This is a genomic window from Citrobacter sp. Cpo100 (assembly GCF_030332595.1).
In the GTDB taxonomy this organism is placed as follows: Bacteria; Pseudomonadota; Gammaproteobacteria; order Enterobacterales; family Enterobacteriaceae; genus Citrobacter; species Citrobacter portucalensis.
Genome location: NZ_JAOWHM010000037.1, coordinates 633,018 through 650,106, shown reverse-complemented (window position 1 = coordinate 650,106; position 17,089 = coordinate 633,018). Strand labels below are relative to the sequence as shown.

Below are 17,089 nucleotides of genomic sequence, written 5' to 3'. Positions count from 1 at the left end.
GAGCGATTCAACCGTTTCTGATTTTCTCATCGATACAAGGCTGAGGTTTACCAAACAGATATCCTTGGGCGAAATCGCAGCCCAGCGCCTGAAGGCTTTTTAGTTGTTCCTGCGTTTCAACACCTTCAGCAACAGCCTTCATATTGAGGGATTTCGCCATGCCGGTGATCAGTTTGATGATATTAAGCGCATCTTCCTGTGTGGATATTGAATGGACAAACGACTTGTCTATTTTAATTTTATCGAAGGCAAGCCTGCTCAGGCGCGAAAGGGAAGAATATCCGGTGCCAAAATCATCGATGGAGATTTTTACACCCATGGCTCTGAGTTTGTTAAGTGTGTTCATCGGCGTCGTACTCTCAGTGAAGAGAGAGGATTCTGTTACTTCCAGTTCAAGACGATCGGCTGGGAGTCCAGTTTCTTTCAGAATAGACAGTACGATACCGACAAAGGCTTTGCTGCTTAGCTGGACAGGAGAGACATTCACTGAAATTTTAGCCGGAACCGCCCAACAAGCCGCTTCCCGGCAGGCAATTTCAAGCACAGCTTTCCCCATCTCATTAATCATTCCGGTTTTTTCAGCAACAGGAATAAAGTTATCCGGCGACAGGAGGCCCTTTAGAGGATGGAGCCAACGAATTAGGGCTTCATAGCTATAAATTTCCTGGCTGAAGGAGTCAACAATGGGCTGATAATAAACCACGAATTCTTTGTTCACTATTGCCAATGCCATATCATGCTCAAGCGTTCTGCTTTCTTGTAGCTTTTCTAACATTCGTTGTCGGAAGACTTTTATCTTACCAGAGCCTTCACCTTTGGCTTCATAAAGGGCCAGATCGGCAAATTTATAAAGATAGTCGGAACGACGTTCAGTGTCTGAGATAACAATGCCAACACAGGTGGTTATGTTGATAATCGTGTTATAAATAGTGTAGGGCTGGCTGATAAATTCACATATTTTCTGGGCGCGCGAAACAGCGTGGCTTTCTGTCAGGCCACTTGAGAGAAACGCAAATTCATCTCCACCCAGGCGATACAGCGTATCCGAAGTAAGGCTCATCGAAACCAGTCGGTCAGATATCTGGCGTAGCAACATATCACCGGCATCATGACCATACGTATCATTTACTTCTTTGAATCGATCTAAATCAAACAACATCACAGTCACAGAATCGTGATTTTTTTCTGCTCTCTCAATTGTTTTATTTAAATCGCTCCAGAATAGCTGACGGTTATTCATCTCGGTAAGAGAGTCATGGTAGACGTCATATTCCAGTTTAGCATTCTGAATTTGCAGTTTTTCTTTAGATTTCTGCAGTTCTTCGGCAAGACTCTTGACCTGCAGGTGCGCCCGCAGAATATTTCTGTTTTGATAGAAAATGAGCACGCCCAGAATCGCACTCAGTATTATCAGCAGCACAGAGGTTGCAGAATAAATATAGTACAGCGTCTGAATTTTTTGGTTGGCGTTATTGATCGAGTTAACATCTTTGTTTAACGCACCAGATGAAAGACGACCCAGTGGCGCATCCAGAGTATGCATTTTTTTCAGATAAGCCTGGAGTGCTGAACGGTTCATTTTTTCTAGATTAACATCCAGAAAACTAAGGGTATTTTCAAGTTTTACCGCCAGCTCGCGGTGGGCTATATTGCTTTCGATGTAGCGCCCCAGGTCACCTTCTTTTATCAAATCACTCTGGCTAAGCATAATGTCGAGGCGCATGCGTACATCATCGAGATTCATCGTATCATCGATAGTGTAAAGACCAAGCAACGATTCAAATCGGTAATATTGTGATACCAGCTGAGCAGCAGACCAGGAATCGGTGTAGTGAGTCAGTTTCTGTAACTCTTGTTGCCGTTCATGCACGAGGAAAGAGATATACCCGGTAGATATAAAAAGAAAAAAGATGATGCCAGCCAGTATTCTGTTCATGATGTTCCTCTGAACGCTTACTCAATATCCATACTACTGACCTGCCATGCAGACCTTGAATAATAAATCTGATTATTCAATTCTGGCATGCTGTCATAGGGGTACACAATGAATAACGGGCCTTTGTCACGGATGCGCATATATTTTCCGTTGATTTTTAACGCAAGGATAGCATTGTATTTTTTGAAATCACTAAGAGGGATAACAGTGGTGTAGTCATTGAGTGCAGTGACCTTAACAACAGAGCCGTTCGCCCCGACATAATCCATGAGTTTTTGTAGCGGAATACCCGTAAAGGTAGTGCGCCCATTATACCAGGGGGAGGTGGTCTGGAAACTGACCATGCCCAGCTTCTCAAGGCTGGCGGTATCAAAAACGGCTTTCCCGTCTGCATTTGTATTTTCAATATTACCCGACAGCGTTAAAAGCACTTTACCGGTGGGCCTGGAAAGTTCACCTGCCCATAGCTGGGTGGAGAGTACAAAGCTTACCAACATGACCATTAATCGCATTCTTACCTCACCAATCAGCCGGATGTTAAAGAATTATAATTTAGATATCACGCTATTTATATATATTGCATGGGTATTATTGGTGTAATAACTTCAATGGTTTTTTAACTCTTTTAAATCAGTGGGTTAGTTGTTACCTGTTCTGCTGTGGTGCATTAAAAATGCTAGTGTGTTATTTGAGTAAAGCTAAATTTCACTATGTATGTACAAAAATAAATCATCTATTTACTCAGTGCCAATAAATGCGCACGAAAATAAAGGTTAATTTTTTTCACTGCAGCTGGATTTGGTTGTTTACTGGTGGGTAACTATATCGGGCACGAAGCCGCCTTTAGTGGAGCGGGAGCGCTTCGTGTCGGTAATCAAGGACAGAAATTCTATATGCGGCAAGTGTGGTCTATCTGAACCCGTTTATTCACCCGCCTGAGCTGACTGGCGGGCATAAAGATAGGCGGTGGCCCTCGATACGCCCAGATGCTGTGCAACCGTATCCATAGATTTGCGTACGTTCAGCAAACCGTCCTGGCGTAATTGTTGAATCAGCAGCTTACGGTCTTGAGGTTTAAGGGCTCGGGCCGTCGTCGCGCGTTTAGCGGCAAAGTCATCAATACGCTGGCGGATGACTTCATTACTGCCGGGATCGATATGTTCCTTAATGGGGGAATTTTCAGTTTCAGTAAAACGCGCAAGAGCACTCTGCATACCACGGAACAGCGTCATATCGACATTCAGGCAAAGTGCCGCTACGTATTTGCCGTCTTCGTCCTTGATGCCAATCGATGTACTTTTCACCGGGCGGCCATCGGCAAACTGATTACTGTAGTTCGCAATGATGCTGGGAAAGTCAGGTGATGCGATTCTCGCCAGGCCAAGCTCGGTTGCTGGCTGGCCGGGTTGACGTCCGGAAAGATTATTATGGATGGACAAAATGGCATGATCAGGATTTTTGAGGTCATGAACCACCACTTCGCAAAACGGAGAGAAGGTCTCACTCAATCCCCTGGCGATAGTATCAATTTGGCTGAGAAGCGAGTTATTGTCGGTTTTTGGCATGCCAGTCTCCTGCGGTGATGTCTGTTGCCATGATTGCGAGCAGTTTACAGTGACCTGGGAGCGTTTTTCCAGACGGGAGTGTACAGACAGTAAAAGTAGGGTATCTGCATGGCAGATACCCTGTTTATCATCCGGCCAGAAATTCACTGTAGCGACTGATATCCACATTTCCGCCGCTGATGATAATGCCGATTTTCTTGCCGCGAAGCTCAGCTTTACGCGCTCTGGCGGCAGCAAAACCCAGACACCCGGTCGGCTCTACGACGATTTTCATGCGTTCAGCGATAAATTTCATTGAGGCAACTAACTCAGCGTCTGAAACAGTCAGAATATCGTTCACGTTTTGCTGGATAATCTGAAATGTATAGTTCCCGAGATGTTGAGTCTGAGCACCGTCAGCAATGGTTTTGGGCGTATCGATATGAACTATTTTTCCACTTCGGAACGACTGTTGACCATCGTTACCCGCCTCAGGTTCGACACCATAGATGATGCAGTCAGGAGACAGATGTCTGGCCGCCAGGGCGGATCCTGAGAGCAGGCCGCCACCGCCCAGACACACGAAAAGAGCGTCTAACTGACCCACTTCTTCAATTAGCTCTTTTGTGGCGGTGCCCTGGCCTGCGATCACGTGCGGATGGTCGTAAGGGGGGATTAGCGTTAACCCCTGTTTCTCTGCCAGGTCCCGACCAATTTTTTCACGATCCTCAGTATAGCGATCGTAAGTTACCACTTTTCCGCCATAGCCTTTCGTCGCCGCAACTTTGGCCGCCGGGGCATCATGCGGCATGATAATTGTTGCTGGAATGCCTAACAACTTTGCCGACAAGGCAATGGCCTGTGCATGGTTGCCGGAGGAAAACGTCACGACGCCCGCAGCGCGTTGTTGTGGCGTGAACTGGCGTAGCGCATTCATAGCGCCGCGAAATTTGAAGGCGCCCATTCTCTGGAAGTTTTCGCACTTAAAGAAGACTTCCGCGCCAAATTCTTCGTTAACCGTTCGGGAGGTCATCACCGGCGTTTTGTTAGCATAATCTGCGATGCGCTCTGCCGCAGCGGCAACATCGTAATAATCAGGCAGTGTCATTTCAGTCATTGTTGTTCACCTGTATGTTGTTAAACGTCACGCTTGCGGGGCCAACGCAATAGCTTCAACTTCCAGCGCAAAACCATAATGAAGTTCCGCAACACCTGCTACTGCACGGGATGGACGGAAATCGCCGATCCACTCTCCATAGATTTTGTTAAACGTCGGCCACTGGTTCATATCCGTCACATAGACGCGAACAGACACCAGATGCTGACGTGATGCCCCAGCACCAGCCAGACAAGCATCAATATTCTTGAGTACCAGCCGGGTTTGATCTTCAAAAGAGGCATCCGCTTTTTTCTCGCCGTCGAAAGTGACCGGCAATTGCCCGGAAATGAAGACGAATCCGCCAGCCGTTGTACTGTGCGAGTAATGACCTGCTGGCGGGAAGCTTCCAGCAGATGAGTTCAGTGTAATGTCCGCGGTCATATGAAAATCTCCAGTCGCCGTTTGTGATTCATTTTGTATAAAATAATACTGTTTGTATTATTTTATACTCCTTCATAGTGCGTTCGGCCAGCGATAGTTTTCGCTAACGCTGATTTTGTGAACTACTGCAAACGTGGCCCAGGCTAAATCACTGTCCTGGAGCGGTGACGGGGATATCGCTGTTGAAAGGGGAAAGCAGGGGGAAATGAAGAAACGCCCCGGGAGGGGCGTCTAAGGCAAAAGTTTAGCTGATATGACCGTGGTTAATTTTACTTAGCGGTTCATTGATATCGAAGATTTTGAACGTTACTTCCTCCACACCCAGGTGCTTCAGGCGTGCGGTATGCTTTTTGATATAGGCCTGAGCGGTGTCTGCGTCCTGGAACAGGTAGATGCCTCCCGCTTCGTGATTTGCTTCGTTCTCGGTCCAGATTTTCCAGATGAACCCCGGCTCCTGGTTGATTGATTCGGCCAGTTCAACGAGCTGATTCGACATCTCAGTCCCAAACGGACCATGAAAATCAAAGTGTATCTGCACGAGTTTGTTCGACATAAATCCTCCATGGATTGGTTATTTTGGGTAAGGCTGCTAGCGCAACAGCACTTTACCGGTCAGATAAGTTATCGCCTGCCCACTGATATATACACGCGTTCCTGCTAACTGACAGCGTAAATCCCCGCCGCGTTCAGAGACCTGGCGTGCCAGCATCTGTGTTTTATTCAGTTTTCCAGCCCAGTAAGGGATCAGCATGCTATGTGCCGAGCCTGTGACCGGGTCTTCCGCGACGGCTTCGCCCGGGCAGAAGAAACGGCTGACAAAATCGTATTCCCCGTCACCCGGCGCGGTGATGCATACCATTTTCCCCAGCGGAATCATGGCGTGGATGTTTGGGCGCACAGCCTCAACCTGCTGTTGATTTTCCAGCACCACCATGTAATCGCGTGCCACACGCATCTCTTTGTATTCGGTGATGCCTAATGTTTCCAGCAGTAAAGCGGGCGGCACGGCAGATTCGCTTTGCCAGGCTGGAAAATCAAGCGTCAGCCATTCACCGCAGCGCGTGACCGTCAGCGGTCCCACAAAGCGGGTAGCAAATTGGATTTTGGTATCCGGGTAATCCAGATGTTCAAAGATGACATGCGCGGCGGCAAGCGTGGCATGCCCACACAGATTAATTTCACCCTGAGTGGTAAACCAACGCAGCTCAAAGCCATTCTCATTGGCGACAAAAAAAGCGGTTTCTGACTGGTTATGCTGCTGCGCCATCTTTAATAATGTTTCATCGGGCAACCAGTCCGTGAGCGGACAGACTGCTGCGGCATTACCGCCAAATGTCGTGGTGGTAAAGGCATCCACCATGTAAAAATCGATTTGTTGCACAGAGTAACCCTCTCATCGCACTCAGGATAAATCACACTCTATCATGCCAGCCATTGGGTCAATGCTCAGATTCGCCACTGTGGTGAAAATTCGTTATCATCCGTTCCCACACCTCATTCTGGCCGCCTGATGTCTACGATCTTCGATACCTTTATTGCCCCGCCTTGCCATGACGAGATAGAGACCCTCTATCAGGACGAGCATCTGGTGCTCATCAATAAACCCAGCGGGTTGCTTAGCCTGTCGGGCAAAAATCCGCAGAATCTCGATTCGGTACATCACCGGCTGGTACAGATTTACCCTGGCTGCACGCTGGTACATCGGCTTGATTTCGGCACCTCTGGGCTGATGGTGGTCGCTCGTAACAAGGCTATCAACGCCGCGCTTTGCCAGCAGTTCAGCCAGCGGACGATCACTAAGGTGTACAGTGCGCTGTTATGCGGGCATCTGGAAAACGACGAAGGGGTTATCGACGCCGCAATTGCCAAAGACCCGGCGCTGTTTCCATTGATGTCGATTTGTGCTCTCAACGGCAAACCCGCGCGCTCGCGCTATCAGGTTGTCGAGCGTTTTTATCATCGTCAGGAAGAGGGGAGGTTGCTCCCCTTGACGCGGGTACAACTGACCCCTGAAACCGGGCGCACCCATCAACTACGGATCCATTGTCAGCAGTTGGGACATCCTATTTTGGGGTGCGATCTGTACGGTGGACGTCTGCTGCCGGGGACTGAACAAACGCCACGGCTGATGCTGCATGCCAGTGAACTGCATTTCAGGCATCCCATTAGTGAAGCGTGGATGAACGCCAAAAACGCCAGCCCGTTTTGAGGCGAAAATCTGTTTTGCTGTTTAAACAAAAAAACAAATGCTCAGGTGTGGGCTGGTCCGGCTGAAAATTGCCGACGTGTTTCCGTAAGGCCGGGAGAGCCAGCATGGATGCTGGCTCAGGGCGCGCTTTACAGGGATGTTGCATCGCGCCCGGCCTGGTAGCCTGGAGGAATAAGCGGAGGGAACCACGAAGTGGCAATTTTCCCGCCGGGAGCCGGGATTGTTAAGGGTACGGCGATAGTACCCTTAACACGTTCACAGGCAGTATCGTTTCAGAGAAGAAAAAAACTTAAGGTGAACGTAGCAATATACTGGAGGCAACAAATTCATTACCTCCGGATATACCGCTCTTAGGTATCGTTACGACTATTACTCGTCGTTAACTGATCGGTATTACGCCAGACAGCGGCTATTTGGGGATTATCGCGCAGCGCGTTGTAAAATAACCGCTGACGGCTGGCGTTGTAGAAACCGCATCCGCAGCATCATCAGTATCGCCGCAGAGGTCAGGCCGATAATAAAGCCCATCCAGAATCCCGCCGGTCCCATCCGGTCAACTACCAGATCGGTAAGCGCCAGAATATAACCGCTCGGCAGGCCCAGCACCCAGTATGCCGTAAAGGTAATAAAGAAAATGGAACGCGTATCTTTATAACCACGCAGGATCCCGCTGCCAATAACCTGGATAGAGTCCGAAATTTGATACACAGCGGCCAGTAACATGAGCTGAGCCGCCAGGGCGACAACTTCCGGGTTATTGTTATAGAGCAGGGCAATATGCTCGCGGAATGTCACGGTGAAAATCGCTGTTACGACCGCCATGCACACACCAACACCCAGACCCGTTCTGGCTGCGGTTTGCGCATCCAGCGTGGAACCCTGGCCCAGACGATAACCGACACGAATGGTGACGGCGGCAGCCAGAGACATTGGCAGGACGAACATTAACGAGCTGAAGTTCAGTGCGATCTGATGTCCGGCTACGTCGACAATCCCCAGTGGAGAAACCAGCAGCGCGACCACCGCAAACAACGTCACTTCGAAAAATAACGCCAGCGCGATAGGTAAACCCAGCTGTACCAGACGCTTCATTACTGCGGTGTCAGGTTTCTGGAAACCACGCTCATTACGGATATCGCGCATTGAACGCGCACGTTTGATGTAAGAGAGCATGGCGATAAACATCACCCAGTAAACCGCTGCTGTTGCCACACCACAACCCACGCCACCCAGTTCCGGCATGCCTAAATGCCCATAGATGAAAACATAGTTAACCGGAATGTTCACCAGCAGGCCGAGAAATCCCATCACCATCGCCGGTTTAGTCTTGGCTAATCCTTCGCACTGGTTACGGGCTACCTGGAAGAACAGATAACCCGGTGCGCCCCACAGCAGGGCACGCAGGTAGCCAACGGCTTTATCTGCCAGCGCCGGGTCGATGTTATGCATGGAGCGAATAATGTACCCCGCGTTCCATAGCACAACCATAATCAGCACGGAGACGCTGCCCGCCAGCCAGAATCCCTGACGTATTTGATGGGCGATACGGTCGCGGCGTCCGGAACCATTGAGTTGCGCAATTACCGGCGTCAACGCCAGCAGTAGTCCGTGACCAAACAGAATGGCCGGTAGCCAGATGGACGTACCAATGGCGACTGCCGCCATATCCGTCGCGCTGTATCCGCCCGCCATGACGGTATCAACGAATCCCATTGCGGTTTGAGCGATTTGCGCAAGAATCACCGGAATTGCCAGAGCTAATAACTGACGCGCTTCACTTACATACTTTTGCACGTGTACACCACTATATTGTTGTTATTTGAGAGACTAAAAAAGCCGCCTTATATGGCAGCAAGGAGAAAAAGCAGGGGAAATTTCAGTCTATTGTAGCGAGGAATACGTAATTCTCCAGTGAAAAAACAGGCGCTGGTGGCGCATTGCTGGCAACCTGAATTTCCACCTGCTATTGTGCTGTGCAGAGATGTCTTAATTGAGTTCAGGAGTAGGAAGTATGTTTACGGGTATTGTGCAGGGCACTGCAAAATTGGTGTCCATTGATGAAAAACCGAATTTTCGTACGCATGTTGTGGAGTTGCCTGAATATATGCTGGATGCGCTGGAGACCGGCGCATCGGTTGCCCACAATGGATGCTGCCTGACGGTCACCGAAATTAACGGTAACCAGATAAGCTTCGACCTGATGAAAGAAACGCTGCGTATCACCAACCTGGGCGATCTGAAGGTTGGAGATTTGGTTAACGTTGAACGTGCGGCAAAATTCAGTGATGAGATTGGCGGACATTTAATGTCGGGCCATATTATGACCACTGCCGAAGTGTCGAAAATTCTGACCTCGGAGAATAACCGTCAGGTGTGGTTTAAAGTCCAGGATCCGTCGCTGATGAAATATATCCTGTACAAAGGATTTATTGGTATTGACGGTATCAGTCTGACGGTCGGTGAAGTGACGCCGACGCGTTTCTGTGTACATTTGATCCCGGAAACGCTGGAGCGTACGACGCTTGGCAAGAAAAAGCTGGGCGCACGGGTTAATATCGAAATCGATCCCCAAACGCAGGCGGTGGTTGATACCGTTGAGCGTGTCCTGGCGGCGCGTGAAAGCGCCATCAGCAACATAACGGGCGAAGCGGGAGCCTAAGCCTGAGAGTAAAGCCCCCGTTGCTACGGGGGCGAAAACGATTAGCGGGGAACGCGCAGACCGTGTTCAACACCGCGGGAAAAGACCACCTGCCATAGCTGAATATCTCGAGCACGAAACGCCCCGGCGCAGGCGTTCAGATAATAGCTGAACATCCGCTTGAAACGTTCGGTGTAGTTATCGGCGATTTCAGGCCAGGAGCTCATGAAACGCTCGTGCCATGCCATCAGCGTCGTGTCGTAATCCGCGCCAAAATTATGCCAGTCCTCCATCACAAAATGTGGTTCGCTGGCGTTGGCAATCTGGCGAACTGACGGCAAACACCCGTTTGGGAAGATATACTTATTGATCCACGGATCAACGTTATTGTCGGTCTTTTTGGAGCCGATGCTATGCAGTAAAAAGAGACCATCCGGTTTTAAATTACGATCGACCACCTCAAAATAGGTGGCGTAGTTCTTCGGTCCAACATGTTCAAACATGCCGACGGAGACAATGCGGTCAAATTTGTCGTTCAGGTCGCGATAATCCTGCAGCAAAATGGTGACATCCAGCCCAGCGCAACGTTCCTGTGCCATTTTCTGCTGTTCTGCCGAAATGGTCACACCCACCACGCTCACGCCATATTGCGATGCTATAAACTGGGATAAACCACCCCAGCCACAGCCAATATCAAGCACCCGCATTCCTGGCTTCAGTTGCAATTTTTCAGCAATCATTTTGAGCTTCGCCTGCTGGGCAGATTCCAGAGTGTTGGCATCTTTCCAGTAGGCGCAGGAATACTGCATATAGGGGTCAAGCATGCGAGTAAAGAGATCGTTGCCCAAATCGTAATGTTCTTTGCCGACCATCCACGCACGTTTTTTGGTCTGTAAATTGAACAGGCGAGCCGTGGCGATACGTAGCGTATCTTTAAAGTGGCGGGGGAGTTGGTTTTCAAGACCGGCGCGCAAGACTTTACTAAAAAACATGTCCAGCCGGTCGCATTCCCACCAGCCATCCATATAACTTTCACCCAACCCTAACGATCCTTCCTGCAATACGCGTTTGAAAAAATCGGGGTTCTTTACTCGAATATCAGCCGGTGCAGGCCCATTAATAGCAATACCTGCACGGCTCAATAATTCATTGGTAATGCGGTACCAGTCATCATCCGGTACGCTGACGTCTTCTATACATGATGAACTCATAGCTTCTCCATCACTGGTCGGTGATCAGAACCTTAAAACAGCGTAGACGCTTTTTTGGGCTTTGTGAGAAATCTCACGGAATTAATCCGCGAATCTATAATCCGACGTAGAACAGAGGAAGGGAGAAACCCTTGCCGAAAAGGCCATCCGTGGTAAAACGGGAACGTTCTTGTCCCCGTTAACGCATTAAAATTATCGTTTTTTTAACAACTGAAAATCAGTATATGCCTGAATTTTTGACGATTCAACCAATAATTGTTAGCGGGCTAACTAAATGCCCGCAACCATTATTAGTGCGACTCTCCGTGGGCAACTTGCGCACGATCATCTGTTTGCGGGGCGTCAGTTTTCTGCGACTGCATTTTGTAACCCACAGCAGCCAGCAATACTGTTGTCAGCATAACGCTGGTGGTGGTGAGCAGTGGGGTGGCAATCAACCAGGAAACGACAAGGCTTGCCAGGAAGCATAAACCCAGTTGCAGCGTATTCTGCAATGCGGCTGCGCGTCCAGTGGCCTGTGGGAAAGGGCGTAATGCCTGCGCGACAACGATAGGGTAGATTGCGCCGTTCGCAATCGCCATAACGCAGAATGGGATCAGGATTTCAGCCAATGCAACATGATGAATAAAGCCGGTCGCCCAGGTGCCTACAACGCTGAAGGCATACAGAATGAGTAACCAGGGTAGCAGCTGACGACCCTGCCATTTTTGCAGCGCTGCACGACAGCCGTAACCACCAATTAAGAAGGCGATAGTTTGCGGAACATAGCTCAGACCAATTACCGCTGGGCTATAACCCATTTCGCTGAGGATGAACGGGGAACCTGTCAGCCATGCGAAAAAGCTCGCGGAACAGGCGGCATAAATCAGCACGTTTCCACGGTAAGTTTTCGAGCGCAGCAAGGTGGCGAAAGTCAGTTTATCCTGGCTGTCATCGCGCGCTTTAGCCGTTGGCTTTAGACGCAGAGCCGGAAGCATCAGAATCAGAGTAATGGCAAACAGAGTTGCAAAAATGGCCTGCCAGGAAAAATGTACCAGGATCCAACTGCCTAAAAGCGGGGCGAGTGCAGGAGATAACCCGACCAGCGGCATAATAGTGGCAAAGATGCGGTTTACTTTTTGTGAAGGAAAATAATCGGTAACCAGCGCTTGCCAGATAACCGATGCCGCACAGACGCCAACGGCCTGAACAAATCGCAGTACCAGCAGACCAGTGGCGTTTTCAACCCATAGCATGCCCAGACTGCCCAGTGCGAAGATAGATAAACCCAGCAGCAAAATAGGCTTGCGACCATAGTGGTCAGAAAGCGGCCCCCACAGCAGTTGCGCGACGGCAAACCCCGCTAAGAACAAGCTCAGGCTGGCGCTGACGGCAGATGCAGGTGTTTGCAGATCGGACTGAATAGCAGCAAAGGCGGGTAGATACATATCCGTTGCCAGAAAACCGAGCACGCTAAGACCTGCCAGCCAGACTAAAAACCCTTTCCCAGGTTGCATCATCATTTCTCTTTTTTAGCAGTAGAACAATGCCGCTGAGTGTAGTGAGTGTAATTCTCGCTGTGAAACGCTAATATTTGCTTACTGATTTCAAATTTTTTGCAGGCAGAATATGTGGTCGGAATATTCACTTGAAGTGGTTGATGCGGTTGCGCGTAACGGCAGTTTTAGTTCGGCCGCGCAGGAGCTGCACCGTGTACCTTCGGCAGTAAGCTACACCGTACGCCAGCTGGAAGAATGGCTGGCGGTGCCACTTTTTGAGCGACGCCATCGGGATGTGGAATTAACGCCTGCCGGGGCATGGTTTTTAAAAGAAGGCCGCTCTGTTATCAAAAAAATGCAGATCACGCGCCAGCAATGTCAGCAAATTGCCAACGGTTGGCGCGGACAGCTGGCGATCGCCGTCGATAACATTGTCCGCCCGGATCGTACCCGACAGATGATCGTGGATTTCTACCGTCACTTTGATGATGTGGAGTTGTTAGTTTTTCAGGAAGTGTTTAACGGCGTGTGGGACGCACTGTCTGATGGGCGTGTGGAGCTGGCCATCGGGGCCACACAGGCCATTCCGGTCGGGGGGCGCTATACCTTCCGCGATATGGGAATGCTGAGCTGGAGCTGCGTGGTAGCCAGTCATCACCCACTGGCGTCAATGCCCGGACCGTTAAGTGATGACACGTTGCGCAACTGGCCGTCACTGGTGCGCGAAGATACCTCCCGAACATTGCCGAAGCGTATTACCTGGCTGCTGGACAACCAAAAGCGCGTCGTCGTGCCGGATTGGGAATCCTCTGCGACCTGTTTGTCCGCGGGATTGTGCGTGGGCATGGTACCGACGCATTTTGCCAAGCCGTGGATCGATAGTGGTAAATGGGTTGCGTTGCAACTGGAGAACCCCTTTCCTGATGCCGCATGTTGTCTGACATGGCAGCAGAACGATACGTCACCGGCATTGAGTTGGCTGCTGGACTATTTAGGGGATAGTGAAACGTTGAACAAGGAATGGCTGCGGGAGCCAGATGAGACTCCCGCACAACAGGCTTAACGGCGGTAATCGCGGAACGGACCGTCGGCAACGGAGCGACGCTCAACCAGGCGCGGATGCACCTCGATAGACTGTGACTCTTCACGTTTATTCACGATACGGTCTAACAGCATGTTGAAGGCCGTTTCACCCAGTGAATCCTTCGGCTGGTGAATGGTCGTCAAGGCCGGCGTGAAGAAGCGGGCGTTGCGCACGTTGTCGTAGCCGATGAGTGAGACATCCTGCGGTACGCGCAGCCCCATTTCGTCAGCGGCGCACAGCGCACCCATTGCCATAATATCGCCACCGCAGAAGACAGCGGTCGGACGATGTGACTGCGACAGAATTTGCTGCATGGCACGATAGCCGGATTCAGGCTCAAAATCGCCCTGGACAATCCAGTTTTCAGGCACTTTAATCAGCGCTTCTTCCATCGCTTTCATAAAGCCAGCCAGACGCCCAGCCCCGGTGTTACGTTCCATTGGGCCAGGGATCACGCCAATCTCACGATGACCGCGTTCTACCAGATACCGACCCGCCATGTAACCGCCTTCGAAGGCGTTATCAATGACCGTATCAGTAAAGTCGGCTTTTGCTTCGCCCCAGTCCATGACGACCATCGGGATATGGCGATACTCTTCGAGCATCGAAAGCAGCGACTCCGGATACTCAGAACACATCACCAGCAGACCATCAACGCGCTTTTGCGCCATCATCGACAGATAAGCCTGCTGTTTTTCGAGACTGTTCCATGCGTTACCCAGGATCAGGGTATAGCCTTTCTGGAAACAGTTTTTCTCAACGGCTTCGATAATTTCGGCGAAATAGGCCGCTTCGCTGCTGGTCGCCAGCAAGCCGATAGACTTGGTGTGATTTACCTTCAGGCTGCGGGCAACTGCGCTCGGAGAATAGTGCAGTTCTTTGATTGCTGCCCAGACAGCATTACGTGTTTCTTCCGCGACAAAGCGCGTCTTGTTAATTACGTGTGATACGGTTGTAGTGGAAACGTTTGCTCGCTTCGCTACATCTTTAATTGTTGCCATTACATCTCACTCCAGACCATATCCTAAGCTCCTGAGAATACTCCAGGTAAACGTTTGCCTTTACACACCCTTATCGCAACGTAAGGGTTGCGGCACGCCGGGAAAACGACACGGAACGTCAGGAAGGGGTCAATGGCCGGTACGCTAATCAAGTAAGCGTGGAATTTTGTCTGATCTTAACGAAAAGGGGAAGAGTTAAAAGCAGTTATCAATATAAATCGTGAGAGATTTTTGCTTTCAAGTGTGTAAAAATGCGCAATATCACTTTTTGTGTGGGAATAAAAAGGAGAAAACTTGATGAGCACCGATCTGAAATTTTCGTTAGTGACTACCATTATTGTTCTGGGTTTGATCGTCGCGGGTGGTCTGACCGCAGCGCTGCATTGATTCCCCCCGAGGGAGTTAGCTCTCCCTCATCCCTTCGACTCGTTTTTCCCCTCTATTGTTTGCGAATAAGCAAAAGTCTTTTGCAGTTTTGTTAACTTTATTAATTTTGCGATCAATGTCATGCTTTTGACTCTTATTTTATGTCGTGCCACGGCTCGACGATACGGAGTCGAAATATGAAAATCAATTACCCTTTACTGGCGCTGGCAATCGGGGCGTTTGGTATTGGCACCACCGAGTTTTCGCCAATGGGGTTGTTGCCCGTCATTGCCAAAGGTGTGGACGTCTCGATTCCGGCGGCTGGCATGCTGATCAGCGCTTATGCAGTAGGTGTGATGGTAGGCGCACCGCTGATGACATTGCTGCTGTCTCATCGTGCGCGACGTAATGCTTTGATATTCCTGATGGCGATTTTCACGCTGGGTAATGTGCTTTCGGCTATCTCGCCGGATTACACCACGCTGATGCTATCGCGTATTTTGACCAGTCTTAATCATGGAGCCTTTTTTGGTCTCGGTTCTGTGGTTGCAGCCAGTGTGGTACCCAAACATAAGCAGGCCAGCGCTGTGGCAACGATGTTTATGGGGTTAACCATCGCCAATATTGGCGGCGTTCCGGCGGCGACCTGGCTTGGTGAAACCATCGGCTGGCGCATGTCGTTTATGGCCACTGCGGGGCTGGGTGTCATTGCGATGGTCAGCCTGTTCTTCTCATTACCCAAGGGTGGAGCAGGAGAGCGCCCGGATGTCCGTAGCGAACTGGCGGTACTTATGCGCCCACAGGTGCTGTCGGCGTTACTGACTACCGTACTGGGTGCTGGGGCGATGTTCACGCTTTATACCTACATCTCGCCGGTTCTGCATACTATCACTCATGCCACACCGGCATTTGTTACCGGGATGCTGGTGTTGATAGGCGTTGGCTTCTCGATCGGTAACTATTTTGGCGGCAAACTGGCTGACCGTTCAGTCAACGGTACGCTGAAAGGCTTTTTACTGCTGCTGATGGTTATTATGCTGGCCATTCCTTTCCTTGCGCGTAATGAGCTGGGAGCGGCGGTCAGTATGGTGGTCTGGGGCGCGGCGACGTTTGCGGTCGTTCCACCGTTGCAGATGCGTGTGATGCGCGTTGCCAGCGAAGCGCCTGGATTATCATCGTCAGTCAATATTGGCGCGTTTAATCTGGGGAACGCTCTGGGGGCTGCGGCCGGTGGGGCGGTAATATCTGGCGGCCTGGGCTACAGTTTTGTGCCGGTAATGGGGGCGATTGTGGCGGGTCTTGCGCTGCTGCTGGTGTTCATTTCCGCAAGAAGACAGCCTGAAGAGGCTTTCACTACCGCGAATTAATGCAAAAACGCAGAAGGAAGTCCTTCTGCGTTATCTTTTTTATGCTGCGAAGTTCTTCGCAACAAATTCCCAGTTCACCAGCGCCCAGAAATGTTCCAGGTAGCCAGGACGAGCATTGCGATAGTCGATGTAGTAGGCGTGTTCCCATACGTCAACGGTCATCAGCGGCGTCGCGTCGGTAGTCAGCGGAGTACCTGCGTTGGAGGTGGAGACGATAGCCAGTTTGCCATCCGTTCCTTTAACCAGCCAGGTCCAGCCAGAACCGAAGTTTTTGATAGCGGCATCGGTGAATTGCGCTTTGAAATCTGCAAAGCTGCCAAAGGAAGCGGCGATTGCATCGGCCAGTTTACCGGTTGGTTCGCCACCTGCGTTCGGTGCCAGGCAGTTCCAGTAGAACGTGTGGTTCCATACTTGTGCTGCGTTATTGAATACACCGCCTTCAGAGCTACGAACGATCTCTTCCAGTGATTTGCCTTCAAACGCCGTGCCTTTAATCAGATTGTTCAGATTGGTCACGTAGGTTTGATGGTGTTTGCCATAGTGATATTCCAGCGTTTCGGCAGAAATATGCGGTGCCAGAGCATCTTTGGCATACGGTAATGCAGGTAATTCAAACGACATTGCTTCTCTCCTTATTATTTATATTGAGTACACACAATAGCCTCATTGTGAGTAAGGATAGGGTAGCAAATTGAAAGGTTATGCAAAAGAAGAA

At 50.1% G+C, this 17,089-nt stretch carries 17 protein-coding genes; 5 read left to right on the top strand and 12 right to left on the bottom strand.

The features are described from left to right. Nucleotides 1-7: 7 nt before the first annotated feature. The 7 genes from OGX96_RS18665 to OGX96_RS18635 all read right to left on the bottom strand — a co-directional run bounded on the left by OGX96_RS18665 (nt 8) and on the right by OGX96_RS18635 (nt 6,401). Complete coding sequence (locus tag OGX96_RS18665) at nt 8-1,936, bottom strand: putative bifunctional diguanylate cyclase/phosphodiesterase (protein ID WP_048235445.1); 1,929 nt, start codon at nt 1,934-1,936, stop codon at nt 8-10. Nucleotides 1,937-1,953: 17 nt separating this feature from the next. Then, nucleotides 1,954-2,448 (bottom strand): putative pterin-binding protein, encoded by a 495-nt coding sequence (locus OGX96_RS18660; RefSeq protein WP_003832739.1) that lies wholly within the window; start codon nt 2,446-2,448, stop codon nt 1,954-1,956. Between the two features lie 411 nt (nt 2,449-2,859). Further along, nucleotides 2,860-3,501: a helix-turn-helix transcriptional regulator gene (locus tag OGX96_RS18655; RefSeq protein ID WP_048235444.1), complete on the bottom strand. Its 642-nt coding sequence runs from the start codon at nt 3,499-3,501 to the stop codon at nt 2,860-2,862. Between the two features lie 127 nt (nt 3,502-3,628). After that, nucleotides 3,629-4,597 (bottom strand): threo-3-hydroxy-L-aspartate ammonia-lyase, encoded by a 969-nt coding sequence (locus OGX96_RS18650; protein ID WP_191214725.1) that lies wholly within the window; start codon nt 4,595-4,597, stop codon nt 3,629-3,631. Nucleotides 4,598-4,624: 27 nt separating this feature from the next. Further along, nucleotides 4,625-5,020, bottom strand: coding sequence for a RidA family protein (locus OGX96_RS18645; protein ID WP_003832744.1), 396 nt, complete (start codon nt 5,018-5,020; stop codon nt 4,625-4,627). Between the two features lie 244 nt (nt 5,021-5,264). After that, nucleotides 5,265-5,573, bottom strand: a complete 309-nt coding sequence (locus OGX96_RS18640) for a monooxygenase (RefSeq protein ID WP_286583870.1) — start codon at nt 5,571-5,573, stop codon at nt 5,265-5,267. Nucleotides 5,574-5,609: 36 nt separating this feature from the next. Then, complete coding sequence (locus tag OGX96_RS18635; protein ID WP_103285143.1) at nt 5,610-6,401, bottom strand: PhzF family phenazine biosynthesis protein; 792 nt, start codon at nt 6,399-6,401, stop codon at nt 5,610-5,612. Between the two features lie 129 nt (nt 6,402-6,530). Between OGX96_RS18635 and OGX96_RS18630 the strand changes: the two genes are divergently transcribed. Then, a complete protein-coding gene (locus tag OGX96_RS18630) occupies nt 6,531-7,229 on the top strand; it encodes an RluA family pseudouridine synthase (RefSeq protein ID WP_286583867.1) in 699 nt (232 codons plus the stop codon). 420 nt (nt 7,230-7,649) lie between these two features. Here the strand turns inward: OGX96_RS18630 and mdtK are convergent, their stop codons facing one another. Beyond that, on the bottom strand, nt 7,650-9,023 hold the full coding sequence (gene mdtK, locus OGX96_RS18625) for a multidrug efflux MATE transporter MdtK (RefSeq protein WP_008784661.1): 1,374 nt from the start codon (nt 9,021-9,023) through the stop codon (nt 7,650-7,652). Nucleotides 9,024-9,240: 217 nt separating this feature from the next. Between mdtK and OGX96_RS18620 the strand changes: the two genes are divergently transcribed. Beyond that, nucleotides 9,241-9,888 carry a riboflavin synthase gene (locus OGX96_RS18620; protein WP_003832752.1) on the top strand — a complete coding sequence of 216 codons (648 nt, stop codon included), beginning with the start codon at nt 9,241-9,243 and terminating at the stop codon, nt 9,886-9,888. 41 nt (nt 9,889-9,929) lie between these two features. Here OGX96_RS18620 and cfa read toward each other — a convergent pair whose 3' ends face one another. Beyond that, nucleotides 9,930-11,078 carry a cyclopropane fatty acyl phospholipid synthase gene (cfa, locus tag OGX96_RS18615; RefSeq protein ID WP_286583865.1) on the bottom strand — a complete coding sequence of 383 codons (1,149 nt, stop codon included), beginning with the start codon at nt 11,076-11,078 and terminating at the stop codon, nt 9,930-9,932. A 290-nt stretch (nt 11,079-11,368) separates the two neighbouring features. After that, nucleotides 11,369-12,574, bottom strand: a complete 1,206-nt coding sequence (gene punC / locus OGX96_RS18610) for a purine nucleoside transporter PunC (protein ID WP_286584222.1) — start codon at nt 12,572-12,574, stop codon at nt 11,369-11,371. Between the two features lie 112 nt (nt 12,575-12,686). On the opposite strand from punC, the gene punR reads away from it, so the two are divergent. After that, nucleotides 12,687-13,619: a DNA-binding transcriptional activator PunR gene (gene punR / locus OGX96_RS18605; protein WP_003029215.1), complete on the top strand. Its 933-nt coding sequence runs from the start codon at nt 12,687-12,689 to the stop codon at nt 13,617-13,619. On the opposite strand, the gene purR is transcribed toward punR, so the two are convergent. Then, the gene (gene purR, locus OGX96_RS18600; RefSeq protein ID WP_003832757.1) at nt 13,616-14,641 is read right to left on the bottom strand and encodes an HTH-type transcriptional repressor PurR; all 1,026 of its coding nucleotides are present in this window, start codon (nt 14,639-14,641) and stop codon (nt 13,616-13,618) included. The genes punR and purR overlap by 4 nt on opposite strands. A 297-nt stretch (nt 14,642-14,938) precedes the next feature. On the opposite strand from purR, the gene cydH reads away from it, so the two are divergent. Together cydH and OGX96_RS18590 are read left to right on the top strand one after the other, a co-directional pair. Continuing rightward, the gene (cydH, locus tag OGX96_RS18595; RefSeq protein ID WP_003029209.1) at nt 14,939-15,028 is read left to right on the top strand and encodes a cytochrome bd-I accessory subunit CydH; all 90 of its coding nucleotides are present in this window, start codon (nt 14,939-14,941) and stop codon (nt 15,026-15,028) included. 176 nt (nt 15,029-15,204) lie between these two features. After that, entirely contained in the window at nt 15,205-16,374 is a 1,170-nt protein-coding gene (locus OGX96_RS18590; RefSeq protein ID WP_008784665.1) for an MFS transporter, read from the top strand. 39 nt (nt 16,375-16,413) lie between these two features. Here the strand turns inward: OGX96_RS18590 and sodB are convergent, their stop codons facing one another. Continuing rightward, on the bottom strand, nt 16,414-16,995 hold the full coding sequence (sodB, locus tag OGX96_RS18585) for a superoxide dismutase [Fe] (protein ID WP_003029205.1): 582 nt from the start codon (nt 16,993-16,995) through the stop codon (nt 16,414-16,416). Nucleotides 16,996-17,089: the final 94 nt, after the last annotated feature.